The organism is Frigoribacterium sp. R86507 (genome assembly GCF_044597695.1).
In the GTDB taxonomy this organism is placed as follows: Bacteria; Actinomycetota; Actinomycetes; order Actinomycetales; family Microbacteriaceae; genus Frigoribacterium.
In genome coordinates this window covers 438,604-464,498 of sequence record NZ_CP139002.1, presented here as the reverse complement: position 1 = coordinate 464,498, position 25,895 = coordinate 438,604, and the positions used below count along the sequence as shown (strand labels likewise).

At 71.2% G+C, this 25,895-nt stretch carries 22 protein-coding genes and 3 tRNA genes; 6 read left to right on the top strand and 19 right to left on the bottom strand.

Annotation, left to right across the window (positions count from 1 at the left end; genetic code table 11):
- Positions 1-51 precede the first annotated feature (51 nt).
- On the bottom strand, positions 52-639 hold the full coding sequence (locus SJY14_RS02295) for an amino-acid N-acetyltransferase (RefSeq protein WP_083396325.1): 588 nt from the start codon (positions 637-639) through the stop codon (positions 52-54).
- A gap of 174 nt (positions 640-813) precedes the next feature.
- Positions 814-3,303 carry an ATP-dependent Clp protease ATP-binding subunit gene (locus tag SJY14_RS02290; RefSeq protein ID WP_055975577.1) on the bottom strand — a complete coding sequence of 830 codons (2,490 nt, stop codon included), beginning with the start codon at positions 3,301-3,303 and terminating at the stop codon, positions 814-816.
- Between the two features lie 182 nt (positions 3,304-3,485).
- On the opposite strand from SJY14_RS02290, the gene SJY14_RS02285 reads away from it, so the two are divergent.
- Complete coding sequence (locus SJY14_RS02285; RefSeq protein WP_071256031.1) at positions 3,486-4,484, top strand: NAD(+)/NADH kinase; 999 nt, start codon at positions 3,486-3,488, stop codon at positions 4,482-4,484.
- 85 nt (positions 4,485-4,569) lie between these two features.
- Here the strand turns inward: SJY14_RS02285 and SJY14_RS02280 are convergent, their stop codons facing one another.
- From SJY14_RS02280 to tilS, 15 genes are all read right to left on the bottom strand, one after another.
- Complete coding sequence (locus SJY14_RS02280) at positions 4,570-5,421, bottom strand: serine protein kinase RIO (RefSeq protein ID WP_396599664.1); 852 nt, start codon at positions 5,419-5,421, stop codon at positions 4,570-4,572.
- 362 nt (positions 5,422-5,783) lie between these two features.
- Positions 5,784-6,800, bottom strand: coding sequence for a hypothetical protein (locus SJY14_RS02275; protein WP_396599663.1), 1,017 nt, complete (start codon positions 6,798-6,800; stop codon positions 5,784-5,786).
- A 420-nt stretch (positions 6,801-7,220) separates the two neighbouring features.
- Complete coding sequence (locus SJY14_RS02270) at positions 7,221-8,243, bottom strand: sigma-70 family RNA polymerase sigma factor (protein ID WP_054145811.1); 1,023 nt, start codon at positions 8,241-8,243, stop codon at positions 7,221-7,223.
- 372 nt (positions 8,244-8,615) lie between these two features.
- Positions 8,616-8,870 (bottom strand): hypothetical protein, encoded by a 255-nt coding sequence (locus SJY14_RS02265; RefSeq protein WP_071256027.1) that lies wholly within the window; start codon positions 8,868-8,870, stop codon positions 8,616-8,618.
- A 144-nt stretch (positions 8,871-9,014) separates the two neighbouring features.
- Positions 9,015-10,535, bottom strand: a complete 1,521-nt coding sequence (gene lysS, locus SJY14_RS02260) for a lysine--tRNA ligase (protein ID WP_396599662.1) — start codon at positions 10,533-10,535, stop codon at positions 9,015-9,017.
- 49 nt (positions 10,536-10,584) lie between these two features.
- Positions 10,585-11,382 carry a Rossmann-like and DUF2520 domain-containing protein gene (locus SJY14_RS02255; RefSeq protein ID WP_396599661.1) on the bottom strand — a complete coding sequence of 266 codons (798 nt, stop codon included), beginning with the start codon at positions 11,380-11,382 and terminating at the stop codon, positions 10,585-10,587.
- Positions 11,379-13,271: a PH domain-containing protein gene (locus tag SJY14_RS02250; RefSeq protein WP_396599660.1), complete on the bottom strand. Its 1,893-nt coding sequence runs from the start codon at positions 13,269-13,271 to the stop codon at positions 11,379-11,381. Before SJY14_RS02250 ends, SJY14_RS02255 begins: the two co-directional genes overlap by 4 nt.
- The gene (locus SJY14_RS02245; RefSeq protein ID WP_071256023.1) at positions 13,268-13,747 is read right to left on the bottom strand and encodes a PH domain-containing protein; all 480 of its coding nucleotides are present in this window, start codon (positions 13,745-13,747) and stop codon (positions 13,268-13,270) included. The genes SJY14_RS02250 and SJY14_RS02245 overlap by 4 nt, the downstream gene beginning before the upstream one ends.
- 122 nt (positions 13,748-13,869) lie before the next feature.
- The gene (locus tag SJY14_RS02240; protein ID WP_071256020.1) at positions 13,870-14,346 is read right to left on the bottom strand and encodes a DUF3180 domain-containing protein; all 477 of its coding nucleotides are present in this window, start codon (positions 14,344-14,346) and stop codon (positions 13,870-13,872) included.
- Positions 14,343-14,978 carry a 2-amino-4-hydroxy-6-hydroxymethyldihydropteridine diphosphokinase gene (gene folK / locus SJY14_RS02235; RefSeq protein WP_071256019.1) on the bottom strand — a complete coding sequence of 212 codons (636 nt, stop codon included), beginning with the start codon at positions 14,976-14,978 and terminating at the stop codon, positions 14,343-14,345. Before folK ends, SJY14_RS02240 begins: the two co-directional genes overlap by 4 nt.
- Positions 14,975-15,406 (bottom strand): dihydroneopterin aldolase, encoded by a 432-nt coding sequence (gene folB, locus SJY14_RS02230; RefSeq protein ID WP_396599659.1) that lies wholly within the window; start codon positions 15,404-15,406, stop codon positions 14,975-14,977. Before folB ends, folK begins: the two co-directional genes overlap by 4 nt.
- Positions 15,403-16,236: a dihydropteroate synthase gene (gene folP / locus SJY14_RS02225; protein WP_396600242.1), complete on the bottom strand. Its 834-nt coding sequence runs from the start codon at positions 16,234-16,236 to the stop codon at positions 15,403-15,405. The genes folB and folP overlap by 4 nt, the downstream gene beginning before the upstream one ends.
- Before the next feature lie 745 nt (positions 16,237-16,981).
- On the bottom strand, positions 16,982-18,973 hold the full coding sequence (gene ftsH, locus SJY14_RS02220) for an ATP-dependent zinc metalloprotease FtsH (protein WP_054145023.1): 1,992 nt from the start codon (positions 18,971-18,973) through the stop codon (positions 16,982-16,984).
- A gap of 125 nt (positions 18,974-19,098) precedes the next feature.
- Positions 19,099-19,650, bottom strand: coding sequence for a hypoxanthine phosphoribosyltransferase (hpt, locus tag SJY14_RS02215; protein WP_056044086.1), 552 nt, complete (start codon positions 19,648-19,650; stop codon positions 19,099-19,101).
- Between the two features lie 45 nt (positions 19,651-19,695).
- Complete coding sequence (tilS, locus tag SJY14_RS02210; protein ID WP_071256017.1) at positions 19,696-20,688, bottom strand: tRNA lysidine(34) synthetase TilS; 993 nt, start codon at positions 20,686-20,688, stop codon at positions 19,696-19,698.
- A 70-nt stretch (positions 20,689-20,758) separates the two neighbouring features.
- Between tilS and ppa the strand changes: the two genes are divergently transcribed.
- The gene (ppa, locus tag SJY14_RS02205) at positions 20,759-21,250 is read left to right on the top strand and encodes an inorganic diphosphatase (protein WP_043593233.1); all 492 of its coding nucleotides are present in this window, start codon (positions 20,759-20,761) and stop codon (positions 21,248-21,250) included.
- Between the two features lie 81 nt (positions 21,251-21,331).
- Here the strand turns inward: ppa and SJY14_RS02200 are convergent, their stop codons facing one another.
- Positions 21,332-22,618, bottom strand: coding sequence for a peptidoglycan DD-metalloendopeptidase family protein (locus SJY14_RS02200; protein WP_396599658.1), 1,287 nt, complete (start codon positions 22,616-22,618; stop codon positions 21,332-21,334).
- A 333-nt stretch (positions 22,619-22,951) separates the two neighbouring features.
- Between SJY14_RS02200 and SJY14_RS02195 the strand changes: the two genes are divergently transcribed.
- The 4 genes from SJY14_RS02195 to SJY14_RS02180 all read left to right on the top strand — a co-directional run bounded on the left by SJY14_RS02195 (position 22,952) and on the right by SJY14_RS02180 (position 24,911).
- Positions 22,952-23,027, top strand: a tRNA-Glu gene (locus SJY14_RS02195).
- Positions 23,028-23,110: 83 nt separating this feature from the next.
- A tRNA-Asp gene (locus SJY14_RS02190) sits at positions 23,111-23,187 on the top strand.
- A 36-nt stretch (positions 23,188-23,223) separates the two neighbouring features.
- A tRNA-Phe gene (locus SJY14_RS02185) sits at positions 23,224-23,296 on the top strand.
- Between the two features lie 97 nt (positions 23,297-23,393).
- Positions 23,394-24,911, top strand: a complete 1,518-nt coding sequence (locus tag SJY14_RS02180; RefSeq protein ID WP_396599657.1) for a glycosyltransferase family 39 protein — start codon at positions 23,394-23,396, stop codon at positions 24,909-24,911.
- Between the two features lie 3 nt (positions 24,912-24,914).
- Here SJY14_RS02180 and ddaH read toward each other — a convergent pair whose 3' ends face one another.
- The gene (gene ddaH / locus SJY14_RS02175) at positions 24,915-25,793 is read right to left on the bottom strand and encodes a dimethylargininase (protein WP_369825306.1); all 879 of its coding nucleotides are present in this window, start codon (positions 25,791-25,793) and stop codon (positions 24,915-24,917) included.
- Between the last annotated feature and the right edge of the window lie 102 nt (positions 25,794-25,895).

Genomic DNA, 25,895 nt, shown 5'->3' with positions numbered 1-25,895 from the left:
TGCCCACTCGATCGAGCGAGCGAAAAGCCACCGGCCGAGCCCAGATCGACCTCAGACCGCGGGCAGCGCCTTCAGCATGCGCGAGTTGCCCAACGTGTTCGGCTTGACCCGAGCCAGGTCGAGGAACTCCGCGACACCTTCGTCGGTCGAGCGGACGAGCTCGCCGTAGACGTCCGGCGGCACGAGCCCCTCGTCGCCCACGTTGAGGTAGCCGTGCTTCTCGAAGAAGTCGACCTCGAACGTCAGGCAGAACAGCCGCCCGATCTCGAGCTTCCGGGCCGCCCCTTCGAGCGACTCGAGGAGGCGGTGGCCGACCCCCTTGCGGATCCACGCGGCGTCGAGGGCGAGCGTGCGCACCTCGGCCAGGTCGTCCCACATGACGTGCAGCGCGCCGCAGCCGATCGGCACCCCGTCGGGCCCGACCGCGATCTGGAACTCCTGGACGTCGCCGTACAGCGTCACGAGGTCCTTGCCGAGCAGGATGCGCTTCTGCACGAACGGCTCGCACAGCCGCTGGATGTGCGGCACGTCGCTCACGACCGCGTTCCGCACCGTGATGCCGTGTCGGTCCGCACCGCCGAGCCGGTCGGCGCCGCCGAACCCGTCGGCACCGGTGCGCGCGTCTGCCGCGTCTGACATGGGACTCCCTCGAAGACCACGACCCGAGGAGGCGCGGGCCGCCGCCCAGCCTAGCGACGCGGTCGCGACCCGGCCCCGGGTAAGCCGAAGGGCGGCCTCCTTCGTGGAAGACCGCCCCGGGCGTCGAAGGCGACCCGCGCCTCCTTCGGTGTTGCTGTCGTGCTGGTGTCGCGCCTAGCTCTCGATCTCGGGGGCGTCGCCCACGAGGACCTCTTCGCGACCCGGCTGACGCGAGGTGGCGAAGGTGAACTCTCCGTCGACGAAGTCGACCTGGACGTGGTCGCCCGCGTTGAGCTCACCCTGCAGGATGCGCTCCGAGAGACGGTCCTCGACCTCGTGCTGGATCGCACGACGCAGCGGCCGCGCACCGAGCGACGGGTCGAACCCGATCTCGATGAGCTTCTCTTTCGCGGACTGCGAGAGCACGGCCGTCATGTCGCGGTCGAGCAGACGGTCGGACAGGCGCTTGATGAACAGGTCGACGATCTGGAGCAGCTCTTCTTGGTTGAGCTGCGGGAACACGATGGTCTCGTCGACGCGGTTCAGGAACTCGGGCTTGAAGTGCTTCTTGAGCTCTTCGGTGACCTTCGAGCGCATGCGCTCGTAGGAGGTCGCCGTGTCGCCCTCGATCTGGAAGCCCACGGGGCCGCCCGTGATGTCTTTCGTGCCGAGGTTGGTCGTCATGATGATGACCGTGTTCTTGAAGTCGACGACACGACCCTGACCGTCGGTGAGACGACCCTCTTCGAGCACCTGCAACAGCGAGTTGAAGATGTCGGGGTGGGCCTTCTCGATCTCGTCGAACAGCACCACGGAGAACGGCTTGCGGCGGACCTTCTCGGTCAGCTGCCCGCCCTCTTCGAAGCCGACGAACCCGGGAGGGGCACCGAACAGACGCGAGACGGTGTGCTTCTCGCCGTATTCGGACATGTCGAGCGAGATCAGCGCGCCCTCGTCGTCGAACAGGAACTCGGCGAGCGCCTTGGCCAGCTCGGTCTTGCCGACGCCCGTGGGCCCGGCGAAGATGAACGAACCGGAGGGACGCTTGGGGTCCTTCAGGCCGGCACGCGTGCGGCGGATGGTCTTCGAGAGGGCCGCGATGGCCTGCTCCTGACCGATGACGCGCTGGTGCAGTGCCTTCTCCATGAAGACGAGACGCGAGGTCTCTTCTTCGGTGAGCTTGAAGACCGGGATGCCCGTGGCCTGGGCCAGCACCTCGGCGATGATGCCCTCGTCGACGGTACCGCCGGCACCGGCCTCGCCCGAACGCCACGTCTTCTCGAGACGGAGACGCTCACCGAGCAGCTTCTTCTCTTCGTCGCGCAGCGAGGCGGCCTTCTCGAAGTCCTGGTCCTCGATCGCGCCCTCTTTCTGACCGCGGACGCCGGCGATGCGCTCGTCGAACTCGCGCAGCTCGGGCGGTGCGGACAGGATCGACAGACGCAGGCGGGCGCCGGCCTCGTCGATCAGGTCGATGGCCTTGTCGGGCAGGAAGCGGTCGCTGACGTAGCGGTCGGCGAGGTTCGCCGCCGCGACGATGGCGCCGTCGGTGATGGACACCTTGTGGAAGGCCTCGTACTTGTCGCGCAGCCCCTTGAGGATGTTGATCGCGTGGGGCAACGAGGGCTCGTTGACCTGGACGGGCTGGAAGCGGCGCTCGAGCGCGGCGTCCTTCTCGAAGTGCTTGCGGTACTCGTCGAGCGTGGTCGCACCGATGGTCTGCAGCTCGCCACGGGCGAGCAGCGGCTTGAGGATCGACGCGGCGTCGATGGCACCTTCGGCGGCACCCGCACCCACGAGGGTGTGGATCTCGTCGATGAAGACGATGATGTCGCCGCGCGTGCGGATCTCTTTGGTGACCTTCTTCAGGCGCTCTTCGAAGTCACCGCGGTAGCGGCTGCCGGCGATGAGCGAGCCGAGGTCGAGCGAGTAGAGCTGCTTGTCCTTCAGGGTCTCGGGGACCTCGCCCTTGACGATCGCCTGGGCCAGGCCCTCGACGACGGCGGTCTTGCCGACGCCGGGCTCACCGATCAGCACGGGGTTGTTCTTCGAGCGACGGGAGAGGATCTGCATGACCCGCTCCATCTCTTTCTCGCGCCCGATGACCGGGTCGAGCTTGTTGTCGCGCGCGGCCTGCGTCAGGTTGCGACCGAACTGGTCGAGCACCTGGCTGCCGCCCTGCGCGCCCTGGGTCTGTTCGCCGCCCACGGCCACCGCCTCTTTCCCCTGGTAGCCGGAGAGGAGCTGGATGACTTGCTGGCGGACCCGGTTGAGGTCTGCGCCGAGCTTCACGAGCACCTGGGCGGCGACGCCTTCACCCTCGCGGATGAGGCCGAGCAGGATGTGCTCGGTGCCGATGTAGTTGTGGCCGAGCTGCAGCGCCTCGCGCAGGCTCAGCTCGAGGACCTTCTTCGCCCGAGGCGTGAAGGGGATGTGGCCGGTCGGCTGCTGCTGGCCCTGGCCGATGATGTCTTGCACCTGCTCGCGCACGGCGTCGAGCGAGATGCCCAGCGACTCGAGGGCCTTGGCGGCGACGCCTTCACCCTCGTGGATCAGGCCGAGCAGGATGTGCTCGGTGCCGATGTAGTTGTGGTTGAGCATCTTCGCCTCTTCTTGGGCGAGGACGACGACGCGACGGGCACGGTCGGTGAATCTCTCGAACATCTTCTTTGCTCCCTAGGTGGCGGGGTGGTTGTCGCCACCGAATGTGCATCTGGCGCCCGCAGGGTTCGGCACCGGTTTACAGAGAGAGTAACCAGGCCTCGGGGCTTAATCTGCCCCTGTTCGCTGGGGGCATAGAGCAGTGCGCAGGCGGGCTGACAGGGGTAGCAGCTAGCCTCGCGTCCATGGGCAAGTTCACGGTCGGCCTCGTTCCGCACCCCACGAAGTCGGTGCTCGACAGCGTCGAGATCATCCGCGGTTGGACGACCCGCTCACAGGCGCACCTCGTCGCCATGACCTCCGACGCGGCCCGGGTCGGCGACGGCGTCGAACTGGTCGACGAGCGCACCTTCCGCGAGCGCGTCACCGTCGTGGTGGCCCTCGGCGGCGACGGCACGATGCTCGGCGCCATGCGGCTCGTCGCCGAACGACCCGTGCCCGTGCTCGGCGTCAACTACGGCAACGTGGGTTTCCTGGTCGAGGTCGAGCCGCACGAACTGCCCGAGGCGCTCGACCGTGTCGGGCAGAAGCAGTTCTCGCTCGAACCGCACCACGCCCTCGAGGTCACGCACTCGACGACCGGCTTCGAGAACACCTACCTGGCCTTCAACGACGCCTCGGTTGCTCGCCGCCCGGGCGAGGGCGTCGTCTCGGCCGACCTCGTGCTCGACGAGACGCCCTACGGCTACTACAAGGCCGACGCGATCGTCGCGGCGACGCCCGCCGGGTCGACCGCCTACAACTACGCCGCGGGCGGGCCGATCCTGTCGCCCGCGATCGCCGCCGTCGTGGTCACCCCGGTGGCGCCGATGTCGGGCATCGACCGCTCGGTCGTCCTCGGCCCGCGCGAGCAGCTGCGGTTCGAGATCGGCGACGGCACGCACTCGGCGGCGCTCGAGGTCGACGGCCGCGTCGTCGCCGACGTCAGCGAGGGCTGCGTCATCCGCCTCGTGCTGAGGCGCGACGCGGGCCAGGTGATCCGACTCGACGCCGACCGGCACGGTCGCAAGGGCCGCCTCAAGCTCAGCCTGCTCGACCTGCCGCTCCGAGAAGACCAGCTGCTCGAGCTCGTCCCGACCGACGTCCGGGCCCGCTTCCGCGAGCGCGCCGAACGCGCCGGCGGCATCGCCGGTGTCGCCCACGACGACGACACCGCCGTCACCGGCATCAGCCCCGTGCACTGACGCGACCGCCCGCAGGAGGCGCGGTGCGCGGTGGTCGCGCACCGCGCCTCCTGCGGTCTGCCCCCGTCGCGCCGCCCGGCGCCGGCTAGTACACCTCGCCCAGCGCCTCGGCGAAGACCTGCTCGGGGTCACGCACGAACCCGCGTCGGGCGAACCAGGCGCAGACGTTGCGGCAGTCGCGTTCGAGCAGGTCGACGCCGGTCGGGTTGCTCGCGACGTCGACGAGTTGGGGGACGTCGATGGCGACGACCCGTCCGTCGTGGACGAGCAGGTTGTACGGCGAGAGGTCCCCGTGCGCGAAGCCGGCCCGGGCGAAGCCGAGCACGATCTCGTGCACCTGCTCGAACAACGGCCACAGCGCGGCGCCGTCGTCTTTGACCTGGGCGAGACGGGGGGCGGCCTCGGTTCCGTGCCCGACGAACTCCATCAGGATCTCGGTGCCGCTGATCTGCACCGGGTACGGCACGGCGACACCGAGCGAGTGCATGCGGCAGAGCGCGTCGAACTCGGCTGCGGCCCAGAGCCCGGCCTGCACCCGGCGACCGTGCGTCGAGCCGCGCGCCATCGCCCGGCCGTCGCGGGTGTTGCGGACGCGCCGACCCTCGCGGTACTCGGACGAGCGGTGGAAGTCGCTCTGCTCGGGACCGCGGTACCGCTTCGCGGCCAGCAAGGAGGCGCGGGCTCCGTCACCGGCGCGCAACACGACGTCCGCCGGCACGGCTCGATCGATCAGGTGGACGTCGGCCTCCTTGCCGCTCTTGACGACGCCGAGCTCGGTGTCGATCGCCGCGGCGGAGGTGACGACCCAGGCGGGCCAGGGCCGGGGCCCGCGTTCGGTGGGGGTGGCGGCCGGCCAGGTGGACCAGCGCTGGTCGGCGTCGGGGTCGGGGTCGACGGCCGAGAAGGTGGGTACGACGAAATCGTCGGAGAAGGTCAAGCTGTGCTCCAGGGGAGGCGTGAGACCGGCCCGGCGGGCGCGACGAGCGTCGCGCGGCTGTCGCTACGGGCGAAGGGTCTCGGGGTGAGTGGGGTACGCGTGGTGTGCGTTGACGGCAGTCATGCTCATCACCCCTCTCGTGGAACCTCTCGTGGCCCGGCCACCTCGTGGCCCCGGTCCGCTCACGGTACCGCCCCGCGCCTCCCCTGTCGACGGTCGTCCTCGCGATCCACCGCCGGTCGAGTGGTCCCGAATCGTTGCTCGTCCGCGCGTGAGGAACGATTCGAGACCACTCGATCGCCGCGGTACGTGATGCGCGGGGCGCGGGGCGTGTGACGCGCGGGCGCGGGGCGCGACGCACCTCACGACAACAAGCATCGGACGCGGGCGACGAGCTCGTCGGCCTGGCGTCCGCGCAGGTCGTCGTCCGTGCATCGGACGGTCCGCCACCCGGCGTCGGCAAAACGCTCGCGGCGGAGGATGTCGGTGCGGAACCTCCGGGGATCGCGGCGGTGTTCGTCGCCCTCGTACTCGACGGCGAGCTTGCACCACGCGTACCGGAGATCGGGCTTGCCGAGGTAACGCCCACTCTGGTCGTACGTGCGCACGTTGATCTCGGGTTCGGGGAGGCCCGCCCGGGTCAGGAGGAGGCGGAGCTCGGTCTCCTTCGGCGACTCGACCCCGGGTCGCGCCAGCTCGAGGGCCTCGCGCACACGGCCCACACCACGTCGACCCCGGGCAGACGCCACCGCGCGTCGGAGTTCGTCGATGGTGCGCTCCCGCGCCACGTCGTGCTTTGACCAGGAGCCGAGGAGCGCATCGCCGGCACGGACGAGGTCGTCGACCGTCACCAGAGACCCGCTCTCCACCCAGGCGACGACAGGATCGTCGATCGGCAGACCGTCGACCAGCAACCTGGGACGAGCTGGCCCGGTCGATGCCGCACCCGCACTCGTCACACCCTGGACGTCGAGGGACGACCGCACCCGGTGCGTCACGACGCCCGGCCGACGTGGACCCCGTCCGTCGGTCGCGCTGACGTGCAGGGGTTCTCTGCCGTCGCGGACCCGCCACGGCACCGGGAGCCCCCAGAGACCCAGGGCCGTCACCCGCGAGAAACGCCAGTCGTCGAGCATCACCGGAAGCAACGCCCGGGCACTCGCCGACAGGGCGGACTGCGGGTCGTACGGGTCGTGCGGGTCGTGCGGGTCGTGCGGGTCGTGCGGGTCGGAGCCCAGGCCGACGAGGCGCCGGACGCCACGGTGCGGAGCCTCGAGGTCGGCACCCCGAAGACGCCCGACTCCGAGACCTGCACGGCGAGCCTCGTCGACGGCGAAGGGGCGATCGGCAAGCGGAAGGGGGACGACGATGCGCGGCATCCATCGAGACTGACCGCTGGGACGCGGCCCGCGCCTCCTGATGTCGTCGCCTCGGGACAGGTGCGAGCACACCGGCCCTGGGGACCAGACGACCCACCGCCCGAGAGGGCAGGAGGTGCTGCTCCGTGCCCGCCGAATAGCACTTTCTGCCCACTCGGCAGGACTGGGCCCCGGCTGGCACGACCGATCCACGACGAGTGGGCAGAAGATGCTGCTGGGCGACCCCGGAAGAGCATCTTCTGCCCATTTGAGGGTCCGAGGCCGAGGAGGCGCGGTGCGAGAGACCACGCACGACCGGTAAGCGGGGGGGCCGCCGCGAGACGCGAGGAGCCCGGGCACGACGAAGGGCCGCCGCCTGGGTGGTACCCGGGGCGACGGCCCTCGCGTGGTGCGTGGTGCGGCGGCCGAGCCGCCGACGACCTACTGCAGGTAGAGCTGGAGGTCCTGGCTGACGGCCTTCGCGAACATGCGGAGGCGGGCGCGGCTCTCGACGCGCGAGACCGCCTGGCGCGACGAGTGGACGCGCTTCGAGATCTCGTCGAGGGTCATCGGCTGGTCGTCGTCGAGGCCGAAGCGCATGCGGATCACGCGCGCTTCGTCCTCGGGCAGCGTCGCCACGAGGGCGTGCATGTCACGGTTGAGCAGCGAACTCTCGGTGGCCTGCGTGGGCGACGGGGTCTCTTCGTCCTCGATGAAGTCGCCCAGCTCGCTGTCTTCTGCATCGCCGACGACGGTGTGGATCGACACCGGCTCGTGCGAACGCGACTTGAGCTCGATGAGGTCGGCGACCTCCATGGCGACCTCTTCGGCGACCTCGTCGACGGTGGGCGCACGGCCCAGGTCGACGGTCAGGTCACGCTCGGCACGCGAGATGCGGTTGATGCGCTCGACCGTGTGCACCGGGATTCGGATGGCACGGGCCTTGTCGGCGAGGCCGCGGGCGATGGCCTGACGGATCCACCAGGTGGCGTAGGTCGAGAACTTGTAGCCCTGCGTGTAGTCGAACTTCTCGACGGCGCGGACGAGCCCGAGGTTGCCCTCCTGGATGACGTCCATGAAGGGCAGGCCGCGCTGCGTGTAGCGCTTGGCGATGCTGACGACGAGGCGGAGGTTCGCGGTGATCATGCGGTCCTTCGCACGCTCGCCGTCGTGCTGCAGCCAGCGGAGGTCACGGAGCATCTCGGCGTGGGCCTTGGTGCGGTTCTTCTTGACCGCGTCGGCCGCCTGCAGCTCCTTGAGCTTCTCGCCGGCGAACAGGCCGACCTCGATGCGGCGGGCGATCTCGGTCTCTTCGGCTGCGTCGAGCAGCGGCATGCGACCGATGTGGCGGAGGTAGTCGCCGACCTGGTCGGTGGAGGCCCCTCGGACCTGCGACAGGACCTCGACCTCGGTGTCGTCGGTCGCTGTGGTGGTGTTGCGCGTGGTGACGGAAGTGGTCGTCATCGTTCTCTCCCTGCTCGAGTACTGACCTGGTGTCGCGTCGATTAGTTCGTGAAGCTCGTCGGCGTACTCAAAGTCTGGCGTGCGGCACCGGGGCGCCAAAAGCTGGGGCAGGCCCTTGCGGCAGTTCTCGGAGCGCACGTCCAGAGTTTCGACGCCCACGGGGTACGAAGACGAACGACGTTTGACAGCAGCCCGGAACGGGTATAGGCGGGTGCTAGCACGGCGGGGGTACACATTCTCAGGTTGCTCACCGGAAAGTCGGCGGCAGATCTGTCGGGGTACGACGAACGGTACCGCGAGCCCGGGAGGCGCGGTGCCGTGACCCGAGGACGCGCGCGTCGACGACGCACCCGGCAGCGGGAAGGAGCGGGACTAGACCGCGGTGCGGCCCGTGCGATCGGCCCGGGCAGCGCCGTCGGCCCGGCCGGCACGATCGGCCAGGTCACGCGACTCGGCGCGCTCCTCGGCCTCGGCCTTGGCGCGCTCTTCGGCCTCGACCTTGGCGTAGGCGGCCCGCTCGGTGCGGTCGGAGCGCAGCAGTGCCCGGACGATGAACCAGAAGATGAGGCCCACGAGGATGGTGGGCGTCAGGGAGAAGACGATGGCTCCGGCAAGGGACTCAGGCACCCGACCAGGGTACGTCGCCCTCCCGGGGAAAACCACGTGCACCTCTCGACGACGAGACGACGGAGGCGCGGTGCCCGACCGGCACCGCGCCTCCTGCACCCGACGCGCGAGCGCGAGCTCCCTCAGGAGCTCGACCCGCGAGCGCTACTTGACGAGCGGGAAGAGGATCGTCTCGCGGATGCCGAGGCCCGTGATGGCCATCAGCAGGCGGTCGATGCCCATGCCCATGCCGCCGCTCGGCGGCATGCCGTGCTCGAGCGCGGTGAGGAAGTCGTCGTCGAGGCGCATGGCCTCGGCGTCGCCGCGGGCCGAGAGGGCGGCCTGCTCGACGAAGCGCTCACGCTGGATGACGGGGTCGACCAACTCGGAGTACGCCGTGGCGAGCTCGAATCCGCGGACGTAGAGGTCCCACTTCTCGACGACGCCGGGCTTCGAGCGGTGCTGGCGGACGAGCGGGCTCGTGTCGACCGGGAAGTCGACCACGAAGGTCGGGCGGTCGAGCGACGGCTTGACGAAGTGCTCCCAGAGCTCTTCGACCAGCTTGCCGTGGGTCTCGTGCGGCACGACCAGGTCGACGGTGGCGGCGAGCGCCTGCAGGTCGGCCACCGTGGTCGACGGCGTGATCTCGACGCCCGAGGCCTCGCTGAGCGACTCGTACATCGGCACGCGGGCCCACTCGCCGCCGAGGTCGTACTCGGTGCCGTCGGCGAGGGTGACGAGGTGCGAGCCGGAGACGGCCATGGCGGCGTTCTGCACGAGCTCTTGCGTGAGTCGCGCCATCTGGTCGTAGTCGCCGTAGGCCTGGTACGCCTCGACCATCGCGAACTCGGGCGAGTGCGTCGAGTCGGCGCCCTCGTTGCGGAAGTTGCGGTTGATCTCGAAGACGCGGTCGATGCCGCCGACGACGGCCCGCTTGAGGAACAGCTCGGGGGCGATGCGCAGGTACAGCTCGGTGTCGAACGCGTTGCTGTGCGTCTGGAACGGTCGGGCCGCGGCGCCCCCGTGCATCGTCTGCAGCATGGGCGTCTCGACCTCGAGGTACTCGTACGAGTCGAAGGTGCGGCGCAGCGACGAGACCGCGGCGGCCCGGGCGCGGACGGTGGCGCGGGCCTGGTCGCGCACGATCAGGTCGAGGTAGCGCTGGCGCACGCGCGTCTCTTCGCTGAGCTCGGAGTGCAGGTTCGGCAGCGGCAGGATCGCCTTGGCCGCGATGGACCACTCGCTGACCATGATCGACAGCTCGCCGCGACGCGACGAGATGACCTCGCCCTTCACGAAGACGTGGTCGCCCAGGTCGACCAGCTCTTTCCAGTCGGCGAGGCGCTGCTCGCCCACCTCGGCGAGCGAGACCATGGCCTGGATGCGGCTGCCGTCACCTGCCTGCAGCGCGGCGAAGCAGAGCTTGCCGGTGTTGCGGGCGTGCACGACGCGGCCGGCGAGCCCGACGACGTCACCCGATCGGCTGTCGGTCTCGAGCTCGGCGTACCGGGCGCGGACCGCACCGATCGTGTCGGTGATCGGCACCCCTACCGGGTACGCCTCGACGCCGGCCTCGAGCAGGCGGGCGCGCTTGTCGAGCCGCACCTGCTTCTGCTCCGACGCCTCGCGCGCGGCGGTGGCCGCGTCGTCGTCGGGGGTGGTGGTCGGGTCGGGCGCGGCGGTCATGTGTCAGGTGCTCCTGGGGTGGTGGAGGGGGCGGGAGGCGCGGGCCGGGTCAGGCGCGCGGGTCACCGAACGCGGTGGGGCCGTCGTCGAACGAGGCCATGTCGATGGTACCGGGGCCGACCGCGCCGCCGGGCTCGCCGAGGGCGGCGTCCATGGCCGACCGCATCAGCGGCGCCAGCAGGCGGCCGGGCTCGGGCAGGCCCAGCTCGGTCAGCAGTCCGACCGACTGCGCGACGATCGCGGCCGAGAACTCGGTCGCCGTCGCGATCGCCTCGGCGTAGCGGGCCCGGTCGGCCTCCGCCACGATGACGGGCTCGGCACCCATCTCGACGACGAGCGCCTGCCCGATCGGTTGCACGGGGGTGGGCGCGGTGACGGCACACCAGGCGTCACGCAGCCGGACGAGGTCGATGGTCGTGCCCGTGAAGGCGAGGGCCGGGTGGATCGCCAACGGGATCGCCCCCGACGAGAGGGCGGGCCGCAGCACCTCGAGCCCGTGACGGGGCGACGTGTGGACGACGAGCTGGCCGGGCTGCCAGGTGCCCGTCGCGGCCAGGCCCTGCACGAGGTCGGCGAGCTGGTCGTCGGGGACGGCGAGCAGCACGAGCTCGCTGCGCTCGACGATCTCGGGCACGGTCAGCACGGGCACGCCCGGCAGGATCGCCTCGGCCCGGTCGCGGCTGCGCTCGGACACGGCCGAGATGCCGACGACGGCGTGACCCGCGGCGGCGAGTGCGGCACCCAGCACGGGCCCCACCCGGCCGGCACCGACGATGCCCACGCCCAGGCGGCCGCTGCGGCGGTCGGAGCCGCGCGGGGTGCCGCGGGGGTCGAGGGGGTCGGTCACGGGGTCTCCTCGCTCCAGCGATGGGTGCGGTCGGCGTGGGCGGCGGCGACCGCCTCGCGGCCGGCGGTCGTGAAGAAGCCGAGGGCGTCGTCCTGGTCGAGCGCGCCGATCTCGGCCACGATCGGCCCCTGGACGGTGTGCAGGTGCACGGTCGCGAGCCGCAACCGCCGGCGCAGCGGACCCTGCACGAGGCCGACGCTCTGCACCCGGGGCAGCGGCACGATGACGAGCTGACGCCAGATCGCGCCCTTGCGCAGCAGCAGCGCGCCCGGTGCCGACCGGAACCCGTTGCGCCGCCACGAGAACCAACGCAGCACCGCGGCCCGCCGCGGCGACACGGTGAAGCCGCCGTCGGTTCCGCTCGACCTCAACCCGCCCTCGACGAGCGAGAGGGTGTGCTCGGTCGTCGCCTCGACGGCGTCGCGGACGGCAGGAGGCGCGGCCTCGCCGGTCGTGGACGTCGCGTCCCCGAGCGCCGCGTCCCCGAGCGTCGGGAACCCGACGGCATGAGGCACGGCCTCGCCGGTCGCGGAGGCACCCGCCTCGGGGTCGTCGGCCGGCGCGCTCGACCCGGCCCGCGCCTCCTCGGTGGCGACGCCCACGGCGGCCACGCCGACCAGCTCGGGCAGGACGAGTTCGAGGACGCGGCGGACGTCGTCCTCGTCGCCGACCGGCAGGATCGTCGTGTTCTCTTGCCCGGCGGCGCCCTTGGTGCTCGAGCGCGAGGCGCGGTTGATCTTGACGTCCCACCAGCCGAACGGGCGCCAGAGCAGCGGTTGGCTGACCTTGACCGAGTGGATGCGGCCGGGCGGCAGCGTCTCGTTCGAGGTCGAGAACAGGCCGTAGCCGATGCGGACCCCGTCGCGCGTGCCGGCGATCGTGTAGCGCAGCGACTTCGTGATGCGGTTGACGTAGAACCCGCCCGACCCGAGCACGGCCGGCAGCAGCACGAAGAGCAGGAACCACTCGCCCGTCGTGACCACGCTGATCACGATCGCCACGACGGCGGCCAGCAGGAAGAGCGTGTAACCACTCAGGACGGTCGAGCCGATCAGGCGACCGGGCGAGAGGGCCACGACCGACTGCGGCGGCGCCTCGTCGGGGTCGAGCTCGGGCGCGAGGAACTCGTTCGCGCGCTGCTCGACGAGGCCGCCGAAGCCCTGCCGGTGGGGGGCCTGGGCGTCGGGGTGCCCGGGAGCTGCTGGGGTCGCGGTCCCGGCGACCGCGGCGGCGTGGGTCGCACCGCCCGTGCCGTCGGCCGTCGCATCGTCCGGCGCGCCGGCCGCGCTCGGTGCCGGCGCGTGCGGCTGCTGCGCCCCGCCCGCTCGCCGCAGGATCTCGCGGCGCAGGTCGTCCGCCGACGCCGAGCGCAGGTAGGCGAGGTTGACGTTGGCGTCCTGCCCGGCCTGGTTGACCTCGAGCTTGGCGGCACCGAAGACGCGGGCGAGCAGCGGACGCTGGATGTTGATGCCCTGGATGCGGTCGAGCCGTGCCCGCCGGTTGGTGCGGAACACGATGCCGCTGCGAACCTCGACCACGTCGTCGCCGACCCGGAAGGTGTGCATGCGCCACGACAGCCAGAACCCGCCGACGAACAGGGCGATGACCACGACCACGGCCAGCAGCAGCAGGCCCAGCCAGCCCTGGTCGACGACGTAGCCGAACGGGTCGCCGTCGTCGCCCCGCCTGCCGCCGGGCACGAACAGCTCGACGACGTACTCGCGCGCGTTGTTGAACAGGATGACGAGCACCGCGGCCAGCGCGATACCGCCCTTGAGCAGCGGGGTGGCCGGGTGCAGGCGGTGCCACTCGCCGTCGGTGAGGGCGGCGACGTCCGGAGGCGCGGGTCGGCCCCCGCCCCCGTCCGCTCCGGTGCGGGGGTCGCTCACAGGCCGGCCCGCCGCGATTCGGCCAGCTCGACCAGGCGGTCGCGCAGCCGCTCGGCCTCGTCGGCGGGGACGCCCGGGATCGTCACGGCCGACGCGGCGGCCGCGGTGACGAACTTGAGGTCGCTGAGACCGAGCGCCCGGACGACCGGGCCCCGGTTGATGTCGATGAGCTGCATGCGCCCGTAGGGCACGGCGACGACCCGCAGGTACAGGATGCCCTTGCGCAGCAGCAGGTCGTCCTCGCGCAGCTGGTAACCGATCGCCCGGACGCGTCGCGGGGTCAGGGCGGCCACGATCACGGTGACGACGACCACGACGGCGGTGATCGCGTAGCCCCACCACTCGCCGATCAGCCAGAGCGGCACGGTGGCACCGGCCACGATCAGCCCGGTGACGAGGTAGCCGATCAGCTCGGGCCAGACGTACCGGGGCGAGACGCGGGTCCACTCCGCGTCGGGGATGTCGAGTCGGTCCATGTCGGCGTCTCTTCCGGTCGGCGTCCGTGTCGTGCGGCAGCGATGTCGTGTGGCGGTCGTGTCGTGCGACGGTCTCGTCGAGTGACGGTCTCGTCGTGCTACGGCGGTCGGGCTGCGGGCGGTCAGACCGCTTGCGTGCCCGGGCCCTGACCGTTCTCGTCGTCGGCGGGCGGGACGGTGCACATGCGTTCGGCGACGATGCCGGCCACGAGCAGTCCCGCACCGCCGACGACGGCGACGATCGCGGGCACGAGCGAGCCTACAGCGACCCCCACGCCACGGGAGAGGACGAACAGCAGGACTCCCCCGGCGAAGCCGCCGAACAGGGCGCCGGCCAGGCTGCTCGCCTTGGCCAACAGCAGCACGCGCGTCGCGTAGTACGGGTCGACGCGCTCCTTGCTGGACCCGGTCGCCACGCGGTGCACGGGGACGGCCATCGAGACGACGACACCGCCGATGCCGAGCAGCACGAGGCCGAGCGCGACGGGCAGCACGATCGACGGCTGACGCATGGCGACCAGCACCGAGTCGAGGACGAAGCCGGCGGCCACGGCCACGATGATCAGGCCGACCAGGGTGGAGGGGCGGGTGTGCTTCACGGGGCTCCTGGGCTGCGGTCGGTGACGAGGTCGGGGGCGATGTCGTGAACGAGGTCGGCATCGGGGGCGGACGAGGCGTCCGACGCGGGCGCCCGGTCGAGCAGCGAGGTCGCCCCCGCCACGGGCCTCGTGCGCTCGGTGAGCCGCGACGCGAGGTCGGCGACCCGCCCTGCTCCGGTGAGCCGCGCCTCCGGGTCCAGCTGGAGCCAGGGCTCGAGCACGAAGGCGCGTTCGGCGGCTCGGGGGTGCGGCACCTGGAGGCGCTCGGTGTCGATGCACTCGTCGTCGAGGGCGACGACGTCGAGGTCGAGTGTCCGGTCACCCCACCGGACGTCGCGGGTGCGCCCGTGCGTGGCTTCGATCGCCTGCAGCGCGTCGAGCAGGGCGTCGTCGTCGAGCGTGACGTCGGCGAGCAGCACGGCGTTGAGGTAGGTCGGCTTGCTCGGATCGAGGCCGTCGAGCGTGACGGCGGTCGACGACACGGGGGCGGACGCGGCGACCACCGTGATGCCGGGCGTCGCGTCGACGGCCCGGACGGCGTCACGCAGCAGGGTGTCGCGGTCGCCGAGGTTCGAGCCGAGGGCGATCACCGCCCGGCGGACGCTCGGCCCGCTCACGCTCGCCCCGCTCATGCTCGCTCCCGGCTGATCGTGATCGACACGTCGCCGAACGGCACGGTGATGGGGGCCCCCGGCTTGTGCACGGTCACCTCGGTGGCGACGGCCGCTCGGTGTGCGAGCACGACGCCGGCGAGGCGCTCGGCGAGGGTCTCGATCAGGTCGACCGGGTCTCGTTCGACGGCGGCCACGAGCTCTTCGGCCAGCACGCCGTAGTGCACCGTCTCGCCGAGGTCGTCGCCGGACGCCGCGGGCGTGGTGTCCAGGTGCACGACGACGTCGACGACGAACTCCTGCCCGTCGCGGCGCTCGTGGTCGAAGACGCCGTGGTGGCCGGTCGCCCGCACGCCGCTGAGACGCAGCACGTCGAGGCCGCGGGCGCGGAGGACCGGCACGTCGGCCGGACCGGTCGTGCCGACGGGGCCGGGCTCGCCGCCGCTCACGCGTGCCTCGCCGGTCGTCGGGGAGCCGCGGCGGCTTCGGTCCACGCTTGCAGCACGTCGAGGGCGGCCCGGGTGCCGGCGACGTCGTGGACGCGCGCGCCCCACACGTCGGCCTGCGCCGCCAGCACGCTGATCACGGCGGTCGCGGGGTCGCGGTCGACGGGCGGCGCACCCTCGGGCAGGAGGTCGGCCAGGAACCGCTTCCGTGACGCGGCGACGAGCACGGGCAGTCCGAGCCGTCCGAGGACGTCGAGGTGGGCGAGCAGCTGCCAGTTCTGCAGGGCGTCCTTCGAGAACCCGAGTCCCGGGTCGAGCACGATCGTCGACGGGTCCACGCCCCGGGCCACGAGGTCGTCCACGCGCGCGGCGAGCTCGTCGGCCACGGTGCCGACGACGTCGCCGTCGTAGTCGCGCGCCGCGGCGGCGGGTGCGTGACCGGAGCCGTCGAGCCGACCGCGCCAGTGCATGACCACGAAGGTGCGGCCGCTCTCGGCGGCGACGCGGGCCATGTCGACGTCGGCGAGACCGCCCGACACGTCGTTGACGATCTCGGCACCGGCCTCGAGCGCGGCCGCTGCCGTCGAGGCGTTCATCGTGTCGATGCTGACGCGCACCCCTTCGGACGCCAGTTCGCGGACGACCGGCAGCACCCGACGGAGCTCGTCGGCGGGCTCGACGCGGACGGCACCGGGCCGGGTCGACTCCCCGCCGACGTCGACGATGTCGGCCCCCCGCGAGACGAGGGCGCGAGCGTGGGCCAGAGCGGCGTCGAGGTCGAGATGACGACCGCCGTCGCTGAACGAGTCGGGCGTGACGTTGAGCACGCCCATGACGGCCGGGCCCGGCCGCCGGGCGCTGGACCGGTCGCGCGACCGTCGGAGGACCGGTTCAGGAGGCGCGGCGTGCGACCCCGGGCCGGTCGCGACCCGATCACGCACCGCGGGTGCCGCGTGCGAACCGCTGCGCTGCCGCTCGGGTCGTGGCCGGGCCTTGAGCACGGGGTCGGCGTCGTCGAACGACCGCTCGTGCAGCGGCCCCTCGAACCGGCCACCGGCCACCAGCCGACGACCCGAGCGGGGAGCGGGAGCCGCGGTCTCGGCGGTCTCGGCGGGGGCGAGGTCGCCCGTGGTCGAGCGGCCGGCGGCAGCCACGGCGGGCGGCTGCGCGGCAGCCGATGCCTCGGAGGGGAGGCTGGTCGCGGGGGTCGTCGCCGGGGTGTGCGTGACGGGCGGCAACTGGGCCGGGGGTCGAACGGCCGCGGTCTCGTTCTGCGCGAGGACGAGTCGTCCCTGCGTGATCGGGCCCGCGGCGAGCCCGCCGGCGGCCGCCCGGGCCGAGGCGGGTGGCGCGTCGACCACGACGTCGGCCGGGTAGCGTTCACGACCGCGAGGCCGCTTCGAGGGTGCGCCACGGCCCTCTCGGGCCGCCGCAGTCGGGCGGACGTCGTCACCGGATGCGGCGGGGGTGCCGCTGGACGGGTCGGTCACGAAGCGGTACCTCCGTTCGGTGCTCGGGACGAGCCCTCAGGCTAGCGACCGGCTGCGCCTCGGCGCAGCCGGTCGGGCCGATCGTGCGTCAGGCCGTGGCGATGCCGGGCGTCGTGCGGGGCGGGCGCGTGCGGGCCGGCTTGGTCGTCGGCTCGGAGTCGACGCCCCCGTCGACGGCTTCGGCATCGACGGGCGACTTCGTCGGCATGGGGATGGCCGGACGGTCCGACACCGGACGCTTGTCGCTCGAGAGCCACTGGGGACGCTCGGGGAGCTTGCGGACGTCCTTGAAGATCTCGGCGAGCTCGTCGTGGTCGAGGGTCTCTTTCTCGAGCAGCTCACGGGCGAGGAAGTCGAGCACGTCGCGGTTGTCGTTGATGACCTCCCACGCCTCGTCGTGCGCCTGCTCGAGCAGGACACGCACCTCGGCGTCGACCGTCTCGGCGATGTTCTCGGAGTAGTCGCGCGAGCTGCCGTCGCGGCCCATCATCATCTCGCCCGACGCCTGGCCGAGCTTGACCGAACCGACCTTGTTGCTCATGCCGTACTCGGTGACCATCTTGCGGGCGGTCGCCGTGGCCTTCTCGATGTCGTTCGAGGCCCCGGTGGTCGGGTCGTGGAAGACGAGCTCTTCGGCGACACGGCCGCCCATGGCGTACGTGAGCTGGTCGAGCAGCTCGTTGCGGGTGACCGAGTACTTGTCTTCGAGAGGGAGGACCATCGTGTAGCCCAGGGCGCGACCGCGGGGCAGGATCGTGATCTTGGTCACGGGGTCGGTGTGGCGCATCGCCGCGGCGGCGAGGGCGTGTCCACCCTCGTGGTACGCGGTGATGAGCTTCTCGTGGTCGTTCATGATGCGGCTGCGGCGCTGCGGGCCGGCCATGACGCGGTCGACCGCCTCGTCCAGGGCGCGGTTGTCGATCAGCTGCGCGTTCGAGCGCGCCGTCAGCAGGGCGGCCTCGTTGAGGACGTTGGCCAGGTCGGCACCGGTGAAGCCGGGCGTCTTGCGAGCCAGCACCTCGAGGTTGACCGAGGCGGCGAGGGGCTTGCCCTTGCCGTGCACCTCGAGGATCTGCTTGCGACCGTCGAGGCCGGGAGCGTCGACGCCGATCTGGCGGTCGAAACGGCCGGGGCGCAGCAGGGCCGGGTCGAGCACGTCGGGACGGTTGGTCGCGGCGATCAGGATGACGTTGGTCTTGACGTCGAAGCCGTCCATCTCGACCAGCAGCTGGTTGAGGGTCTGCTCGCGCTCGTCGTTGCCGCCGCCGATGCCGGCGCCGCGGTGACGACCGACGGCGTCGATCTCGTCGACGAAGATGATCGCCGGGCTGTTCTGCTTGGCCTGCTCGAAGAGGTCGCGGACGCGGCTGGCGCCCACGCCGACGAACATCTCGACGAAGTCCGACCCCGAGATCGAGAAGAAGGGGACGCCGGCCTCGCCGGCGACGGCGCGGGCGAGCAGGGTCTTGCCGGTGCCGGGAGGGCCGTAGAGCAGCACGCCCTTGGGGATGCGGGCGCCGACGGCCTGGAACTTGGCCGGCTCTTTGAGGAACTCTTTGATCTCTTCGAGCTCTTCGATCGCCTCGTCGGCCCCGGCGACGTCGGTGAACATGACCTGCGGCGTCTCTTTGGACGCCAGCTTGGCCTTGGACTTGCCGAACTGCATGACCTTGCTGCCGCCGCCCTGCATGGACGAGAGCAGGAACCAGAAGATGACGCCGATGATCAGGAACGGCAGCAGGATGCTGAGCAGCGACATGAACCAGCTGGTCTGCGTGACGGTGTCGTCGAAGTTCTCGAGGTTCGCGTCGTTGACGGCGTCGACGACCTCGGAGCCACGCGGCGTCGCGTAGTAGAACTGCTCGGCCTTGTCGCCGTCTTTGAGGACGAGGTCGACCCGCTGCTCGTTGCTGAAGATCGTCGCCGACTTGACCTTGTCGGTCTGGATCGCCTCGAGGCCCTTCTGGGTCGAGATCTGGGTCGTGCCCGCCCCGCTGATGAGGCTCCACCCGATGCCGATGCCGATGACCGCGATCACGATGTAGATGATCGGACCGCGGAAGAGTTTCTTGAAGTCCATGTCAGTACGGGCGACGCCCGACACCTTTCTGCAGGAAGAACGTGAGCAAAAGGGTACATCGGGGCTGCTATGCCCTGGATGGGTGTTCGCCGAGGGCTTGATCCGCCCGGTCGGCGCACGGACCGCTAGCTGTAGACGTGCGGGGCGAGCACCCCGACACCGCGCAGGTTGCGGTACTTCTCGTCGTAGTCGAGGCCATAGCCGATGACGAAGTCGTTGGGGATCTCGAAGCCGACGTACTTGACGTCGACCGCGACCTTGGCGGCGGCCGGCTTGCGGAAGAGCGCGAAGATCTCGACCGACGCGGCCCCGCGCTTCTGCAGGTTCTCGAGCAGCCACGACAGCGTCAGGCCCGAGTCGATGATGTCCTCGACGATGATGACGTCGCGGCCGTGCAGGTCGCTGTCGAGGTCTTTGAGGATGCGCACGACGCCCGACGACTTGGTGCCCGAGCCGTACGACGAGACGGCCATCCAGTCCATCGCCGAGGCCAGCTTGAGCTCGCGCGAGAAATCGGCCATGACCATGACGGCGCCCTTGAGCACGCCCACCAGCAGCGGCTCGCGGCCGGCGTAGTCGGCCTCGACCTGCCGCGCGACCTCGGCGATCTTGGCGTGGATCTGCTCTTCGGTGTAGAGCACGCTGGTCAGGTCGGCCTCGATGTCGCTGAGTTCCATGGTGGTGTCGTGCTCCTGGGGTCGTGGGGTGCCGAGGGGGGGATCTCAGGAGGCGCCGGTCGCCGAGAAGTGCAGCGCGCCTCCGGTGCGTTCCACTGTAATGCCCGGCAGCGACACCGCCCCCTGCCCGTGCCAGTCGGTCACCAGCCGGGCGACCTCGAGGGTCTGGACGCGGCTGAGCGAGACGCCGAACTCGCTCTGCACCGCGAGCCGGATCAGCCGCTGACGCAAGGCCGCCGGGTTCGCGGCGAGCCCGCGGACGTCGAGCGAGATGCCCGCCTCGGCGTGGTCGGCGAGCTCTTCGGCCAGTTCGTCGGCGAAGTGGTCGAGGGCGGAGGAGTCCTCGCGCAAGGCGTCCGCCGTGCGCGCGAGCGCCTCGGTGATGCCCGGGCCCAGCTCGCGCTCGAGCATCGGCAGGACGGTCTGCCGCAGTCGCACCCGCGTGAACGTGGGGTCGTCGTTGTGCGGATCGGCCCAGGCTTCGAGGCCGGCGTCGGTGCACGCCGCCGCGGTGGTCGAGCGACCGACGGCCAACAGGGGACGGGCGTAGAGGCCCGAGCGCGCCTCCATCCCGCTCAGGCTCGTCGCACCGCTGCCGCGGGTGAGGCCGAGCAGCACCGTCTCGGCCTGGTCGTCTCGGGTGTGGCCGAGCAGCACGGTGCGGGCGCCCTGCTCGGCGGCGACGGACGAGAGCGCCTCGTAACGAGCCGTGCGGGCCGCCGCCTCGGGGCCGCCCTCGGTGCCCACCGAGACCCGCACCACGACGACGGGATCGAGCCCGAGGCCGCGCGCTTGATCGGCCGCGCGCGCGGCGACGGTGCGTGAGTCACCCTGCAGGTCGTGGTCGACGACGACCGCCCCGGCGCGCAACCGCGCACGCGGCGCCTCGAAGGCGAGACCCGCCGCGAGCGCGAGCGAGTCGGGTCCGCCGCTCAGGGCGACCAGCACCAGGTCGCCCTCGTCGTGACCGGACAAGGAGGCGCGCACGGCACGTCGGACGTCGGCCGTCGCGGGGGTCAGGCGGGGTCTGTCGGGCATCTTGTAACGTTAGCGACACCGCCGACCCGTCGGGTCGGACCCCCAACGACGCATCGCAAGGAGCACACCCATGGCCGCGTACGACGCCGTGATCGAGATCCCCAAAGGCAGCCGCAACAAGTACGAGGTCGACCACGAGACCGGTCGCGTCTACCTCGACCGCGTCCTGTTCACCGGGTTCGTCTACCCGACCGACTACGGCTTCTTCGAGAACACGCTGGGCCTCGACGGCGACCCCGTCGACGTGCTCGTGCTGCTCGACTACCCGCTCTTCCCGGGCGTGGGCGTCAAGGTGCGTCCGGTCGGCGTCTTCAACATGACCGACGACGGCGGCAGCGACGCCAAGGTCATCGCCGTCCCCGCGAAGGACCCGCGCTGGGAGCACATCCAGGACGTCACCGACGTGCCCGAGTACCTCCGCAAAGAGATCGAGCACTTCTTCGAGCACTACAAGGATCTCGAGCCCGGCAAGTGGGTCAAGACCGAGGGCTGGGGCGACGCCGCCGAGGCCGAGGCCATCGTCGAGGCCGGCATCACGAAGCTGGCCGACGAGGGGCACTGACCTCCCGCACCCCGGCACGACGAAGGGCCCGACACCGCATGGTGTCGGGCCCTTCGTCGTCCCGCCGGGCGCGGACGGCGCCTACAGGCGGATGCCGCGGTCGGCCATGAACGGCTGCGGGTTCTGCGCGACGCCGCCGACCCGGGTCTCGAAGTGCAGGTGGCACCCGGTCGAGTTGCCGGTCGAGCCGACGTGACCGATCTGCTGGCCGGTGCCGACCGCCTGGCCGACGCTGACCATGATGCCGCCGTTCGGCTGGTGGCCGTAGCCGGTCGTGACGCCGTTGCCGTGGTCGATCAGCACGAAGTTGCCGTAGCCGCCGTACCAGCCGGCGTAGGTGACGACGCCCGCGGTCGCCGCGTAGATCGGCGAGTTGCAGCCCGCGGCGAGGTCGGTGCCCGCGTGCAGGATGTACGCGTGCGTCACCGGGTTGACGCGCATGCCGAAGCCGCTCGAGATGTTGCCGCCGGCGGGGCGCGTCCAGCCCTGGGGCGAGACGACCCCGAGCGCCGTGCCGTTGGTCGCCGCCGCTGCGGCGGCCGCGGCGGCGCGGGACTCCTCGACGCCCTTCTGGTACTCGGCTTCGGTGTGGTCGACGTTGGTCTTGAGGGTCTCGAGCTGGGCCTGGAGCCGCGCCTGGTTCTCCTGCTGCGCGGCGAGGGCGTCGCTCGCGGCCTGGGCGGCGTCGTTCGCGTCGGCCAGGGCCTTCTGCGCCGTGTCGGCCAGCACGGCGAGGGCGGCCTCGGCGACGGCGGCCTGGTCGCTCAGCCCCTGCGCGGTGTTGCGGTCCTGGGTGGCCTGCGAGTAGATGCCGTCGGCCTGCTCGGTGAGCTTGCTCATCGCGCCGAGCTTGTAGAGCAACTGCCCGGCCTCGCCCGGGTCGGCGATCAGGCTGCCGCTCACGCCGTTCGTGCCACCGGAGCGACCGAGCTGGGCGGCCAGCTGACCCGCACGCTCTTCGCTGGCAGCGGCCACCTTGTCGGCGGCGTCGGCTTGCGACTGCAGCTGCGTGGTCTTGTACTGGGCGTCGTCGTACGCGGACTGGGCCTTCTGCAGCTCGTCGCCGCGCTTCTCGGCCTCGGCGTTCTTGGCGTCGAGGTCCGCCTGCATCTGGGTGAGGATGCCCTCGAGATTGGTGATCTCGGCCTGTTTCGCGGTCTCGTCGCCCCGGGCCTTCTGGACGTCTTCCCACGAGGGGTAGGAGGCGGCGTGGGCCGACGACGTGGGCAGTCCGACGACGCCTGCGGTGAGCAACAGGGACGCGGCGGCGATCGAGACGACGACGCGGGCGAGTCGCGACGACGGCGCGAGGGGACCCGACGTGAGGCTCGCCAGGCGGGCTCGACCGGGTCGGCGGGTGGTGGTCATCGAGTGGGTCCGATTCGTCGTGACGGCGTCGAGTCCGTGGGGCCGGTGGTCGCCGTGCTGGACACGGTAACCCCGGCGGGCGGTCCCGTACAGCACCGCGGGGCGGTGACGACGGGCGGGCCGACCCGGGGGTGGGCCCGAACTCTCAAGAACGACTTGAAACTAGCCTCCGCTCGCGCGATCGCCGGGCAATCGCGACGGAGTGGCGGGCGAGTCGCGTGACCAGGACGGGGGACGAGGAGGCGCGCGCGTCGATCCGCGTCGCCCTCGTTTTGCATTTGCCCGCGATCATCCGTATGCTCTGTGATCGGTTGCTATGACGTCCTCGGACACGGCCCCATCGTTTAGTGGCCTAGGACACCGCCCTTTCACGGCGGCAGCACGGGTTCGAATCCCGTTGGGGTCACCAGCACCACCGCAAGACCGTACCGAGGCACCACCTGCACCAATCACAACAGAACATCGAGTACGCTGTGTCACAGCAGCAAGTTTGGCCCTGTAGCGCAGTTGGTTAGCGCGCCGCCCTGTCACGGCGGAGGTCGCCGGTTCAAGTCCGGTCAGGGTCGCCAAGGCGAGTTCATCGCCTGGGGGCTTCGGGCCCTCACGGCTGGGTAGCTCAGTTGGTAGAGCGTTCGACTGAAAATCGAAAGGTCCACGGATCGATGCCGTGTCCAGCCACAGAAGGCCCCGCTCAGGCGGGGCCTGACTCGTTTAACGGCGCAGCCGTGAGTCGGCGTTGCGGCGCAGCCGTGAGTCGGCACTGCGGGACGGCCGCGTGAGCATCGGGCACGACCCCGCGGTCGTCTCCCTCCGTAGCCGCTGGCTCGACCCGCTCGTCGCCGGCCTCGCGGCCCTCCTGCTCGGAGCCGCCTTCAGCTGGGTGCCCTCGTACTGGAGCGACGAGGCGACGACGCTGCAGGTGGCACGCCTTCCCCTCGGCGAGTTGCTGGCCTTCGTCCACCAGCGTGACGCGGTGCACACCGTCTACTACCTCCTCATGCACTTCTGGGTCGGCGCCTTCGGCGAGGCCGAGGTGGCCACGCGGTTCCCGTCGGCCGTCTTCGTCGGGGCCGGGGCCGCCGGGGTGCTCGTCCTGACGCGCATGCTGACGACCCGGCGCACCGCCCTGCTGGCCGCCGCGGTCTTCGCGGTTCTGCCCCGCTTCACGCTCGAGGCCGCCGAGGCGCGCCCCTACGCGCTCACGGCCGCCCTGGCCGTCTGGGTGACCGTGCTGCTGCTCGTGGCCTCCCGGCGTCACCGCCGACGCTGGTGGATTGGGTACGGCGCGGTCCTCGCCGGGTCGATCGCGACCTTCGTCCCCCTCGGCCTGATCATCGTGGTGCACGGCGTCTTCCTGCTGTTGGCGCCGGCACAGCGCCGACGTCGGGGAGCCCGCCACCGCCTCCTCGGCTGGTCCGTCTCGACCGGGGCGGCCCTGTTCGTGACCTCGCCGGTCATCGGGACGGTCCTCGCCGAGCGCTCGCGCCTCCTGGGGGTGGCCGACCCGTCGACGGGTGCCGACGTCACCTGGTGGACGGTCCTGGTCGAACCGTGGTTCGTCACGGGCCTGGCGTTCGCCGTCGTGTCGGCGGTCCTGCTCATCCTGCTCGGCACCCGCCTCCGCGACCGCTCACGGACGCCGGGCAGCGTCGTGTTGCTCGGCGCGCTCTGGGTCGCGCTGCCCGCCGGGCTGCTGCTCGCGCTGGGGCTCGTCCTGTCGCCCGTGTACACGTCGAGACTGGTGACCTTCTCGGCACCGGGCATGTGCCTGCTGCTGGCGGTCGCCGTCACCGGCTTCCGGCGGCGCTGGATCAGCATCGCCCTCGTCGCCCTGTTGGTGGCGGCCTCGGTCCCGACCTACGTTCTGCAGCGGCTGCCGACCGGCAAGGGGGGCGGCAGCGACCTCTCCCAGCTCTCGAGCTACATCGAGAGCCAGGCCCGCCCGGGCGACGCGTTCCTGCTCGACGCGACCGGCACCGTGTCGACGCGACCCCGCCAGGCGATCTACGCCTACCCGGAGCGCTTCGCCGGGCTCGACGACGTCGCCTTCGTCCGGTCGGGGCTGCCGTCGGGCTCGTACTCGGACGTCACCCTGCGCCTCGACGACGAGGACGACGCCGTCGATCTGGCCGACCGACTGTCGTCGGTCGACCGCCTGTGGATCGCCCGGCTCTCGGTCGACGTCCTCAGCGAGGACGACCTGCGCCAGCTGCGCGACGAGGGGTACGAGATCCGGCAGGAGCACCGCACCGGACGCAGCGTCGTCTACCTCTTCGCGCGACCGCCGGCCTGACGCTCAGCGACGCAGCTCGAGGGTGCAGCACTTGACGCCGCCGCCGCCGAGCAGCAGCTCGGAGAGGTCGACGCCGATCGGGTTGTAGCCGCGCTCGCGCAGCTGACGCTCGAAGCCGGTCGCCCGGGCGGCGATCACGACGTTGTGACCGTCGGAGTACGAGTTGAGCCCGAGGATGGCCGCGTCCTCCTCGCTGACGAGGATCGCGTCGGGGAAGCGCTGCCGCAGGATCGCGAGCGAGGCGTCGTCGAAGGCACTCTCGAGGTACGCGATGGTGTGACGGCCGTCCACCGGCTCGGGGTCGAGCACGGCGATGGCGGTGTCCAGGTGGTAGAAGCTCGGGTTCACCAGGGTGAGGCTGACGACCTCGCGCCCGAAGACGCGACCGATCTCGTCGTGCGAACTCGAGTCGCTGCGGAAGCCCGTGCCGGCCAGGATGACGTCGCCGACCAACAGGAAGTCCCCCTCGCCCTCGTTGGTCTCGGCGGGTTCGGCCACCTCGAAGCCGGCCGCGGCGAACCACCGCATGTAGGCCGGGCCCTCGGCCTGACGCTCGGGGTAGGTGAAGCGCGCCCCGTACGCGACGCCGTCGAGGACGAAGCCGCCGTTGGCCGCGTAGACCATGTCCGGCAGGCCCTCTTCGGGGTCGATAAGCTCGACGTCGAATCCGAGGCCGACATAGGTGTCGTAGAGGGTCTGCCACTGGGCCAGCGCCAACGAGGTGTCGGTCGGCTGGGTGGGGTCCATCCACGGGTTGATCTTGTAGCTGACGGTGAAGTGCTCCGGTCGGCACATCAAGATGGTCCGGTGGCTCGCCACACGGGCGGCGTCCCGTCGGGCGGTCGCGTCGGGCAGGTCGGAGGGTTCGATCGTCAGGCTCACCGGATCAGTGTCACATCGCAGGCGCGCACGAGGCCGGGCTCTCACGCAATATTCTTGCGTATTTGTCAGCTTCGGTGCAGTTTTCCCGCGTACCATGCCCTC

Coding starts and splice junctions, on each gene's coding strand:
- SJY14_RS02295 (WP_083396325.1), bottom strand. CDS start 639: ATGTCAGACGCGGCAGACGCGCGCACCGGTGCCGACGGGTTCGGCGGC.
- folP (WP_396600242.1), bottom strand. CDS start 16,236: ATGGGCGTGCTCAACGTCACGCCCGACTCGTTCAGCGACGGCGGTCGT.
- hpt (WP_056044086.1), bottom strand. CDS start 19,650: ATGGAACTCAGCGACATCGAGGCCGACCTGACCAGCGTGCTCTACACC.
- SJY14_RS02200 (WP_396599658.1), bottom strand. CDS start 22,618: ATGACCACCACCCGCCGACCCGGTCGAGCCCGCCTGGCGAGCCTCACG.
- folK (WP_071256019.1), bottom strand. CDS start 14,978: ATGAGCGGGGCGAGCGTGAGCGGGCCGAGCGTCCGCCGGGCGGTGATC.
- lysS (WP_396599662.1), bottom strand. CDS start 10,535: ATGACCGCCGCGCCCGACCCGACCACCACCCCCGACGACGACGCGGCC.
- SJY14_RS02245 (WP_071256023.1), bottom strand. CDS start 13,747: ATGGACCGACTCGACATCCCCGACGCGGAGTGGACCCGCGTCTCGCCC.
- SJY14_RS02290 (WP_055975577.1), bottom strand. CDS start 3,303: ATGTTCGAGAGATTCACCGACCGTGCCCGTCGCGTCGTCGTCCTCGCC.
- ftsH (WP_054145023.1), bottom strand. CDS start 18,973: ATGGACTTCAAGAAACTCTTCCGCGGTCCGATCATCTACATCGTGATC.
- SJY14_RS02270 (WP_054145811.1), bottom strand. CDS start 8,243: ATGACGACCACTTCCGTCACCACGCGCAACACCACCACAGCGACCGAC.
- SJY14_RS02275 (WP_396599663.1), bottom strand. CDS start 6,800: ATGCCGCGCATCGTCGTCCCCCTTCCGCTTGCCGATCGCCCCTTCGCC.
- ppa (WP_043593233.1), top strand. CDS start 20,759: ATGGCCGCGTACGACGCCGTGATCGAGATCCCCAAAGGCAGCCGCAAC.
- SJY14_RS02285 (WP_071256031.1), top strand. CDS start 3,486: ATGGGCAAGTTCACGGTCGGCCTCGTTCCGCACCCCACGAAGTCGGTG.
- tilS (WP_071256017.1), bottom strand. CDS start 20,688: ATGCCCGACAGACCCCGCCTGACCCCCGCGACGGCCGACGTCCGACGT.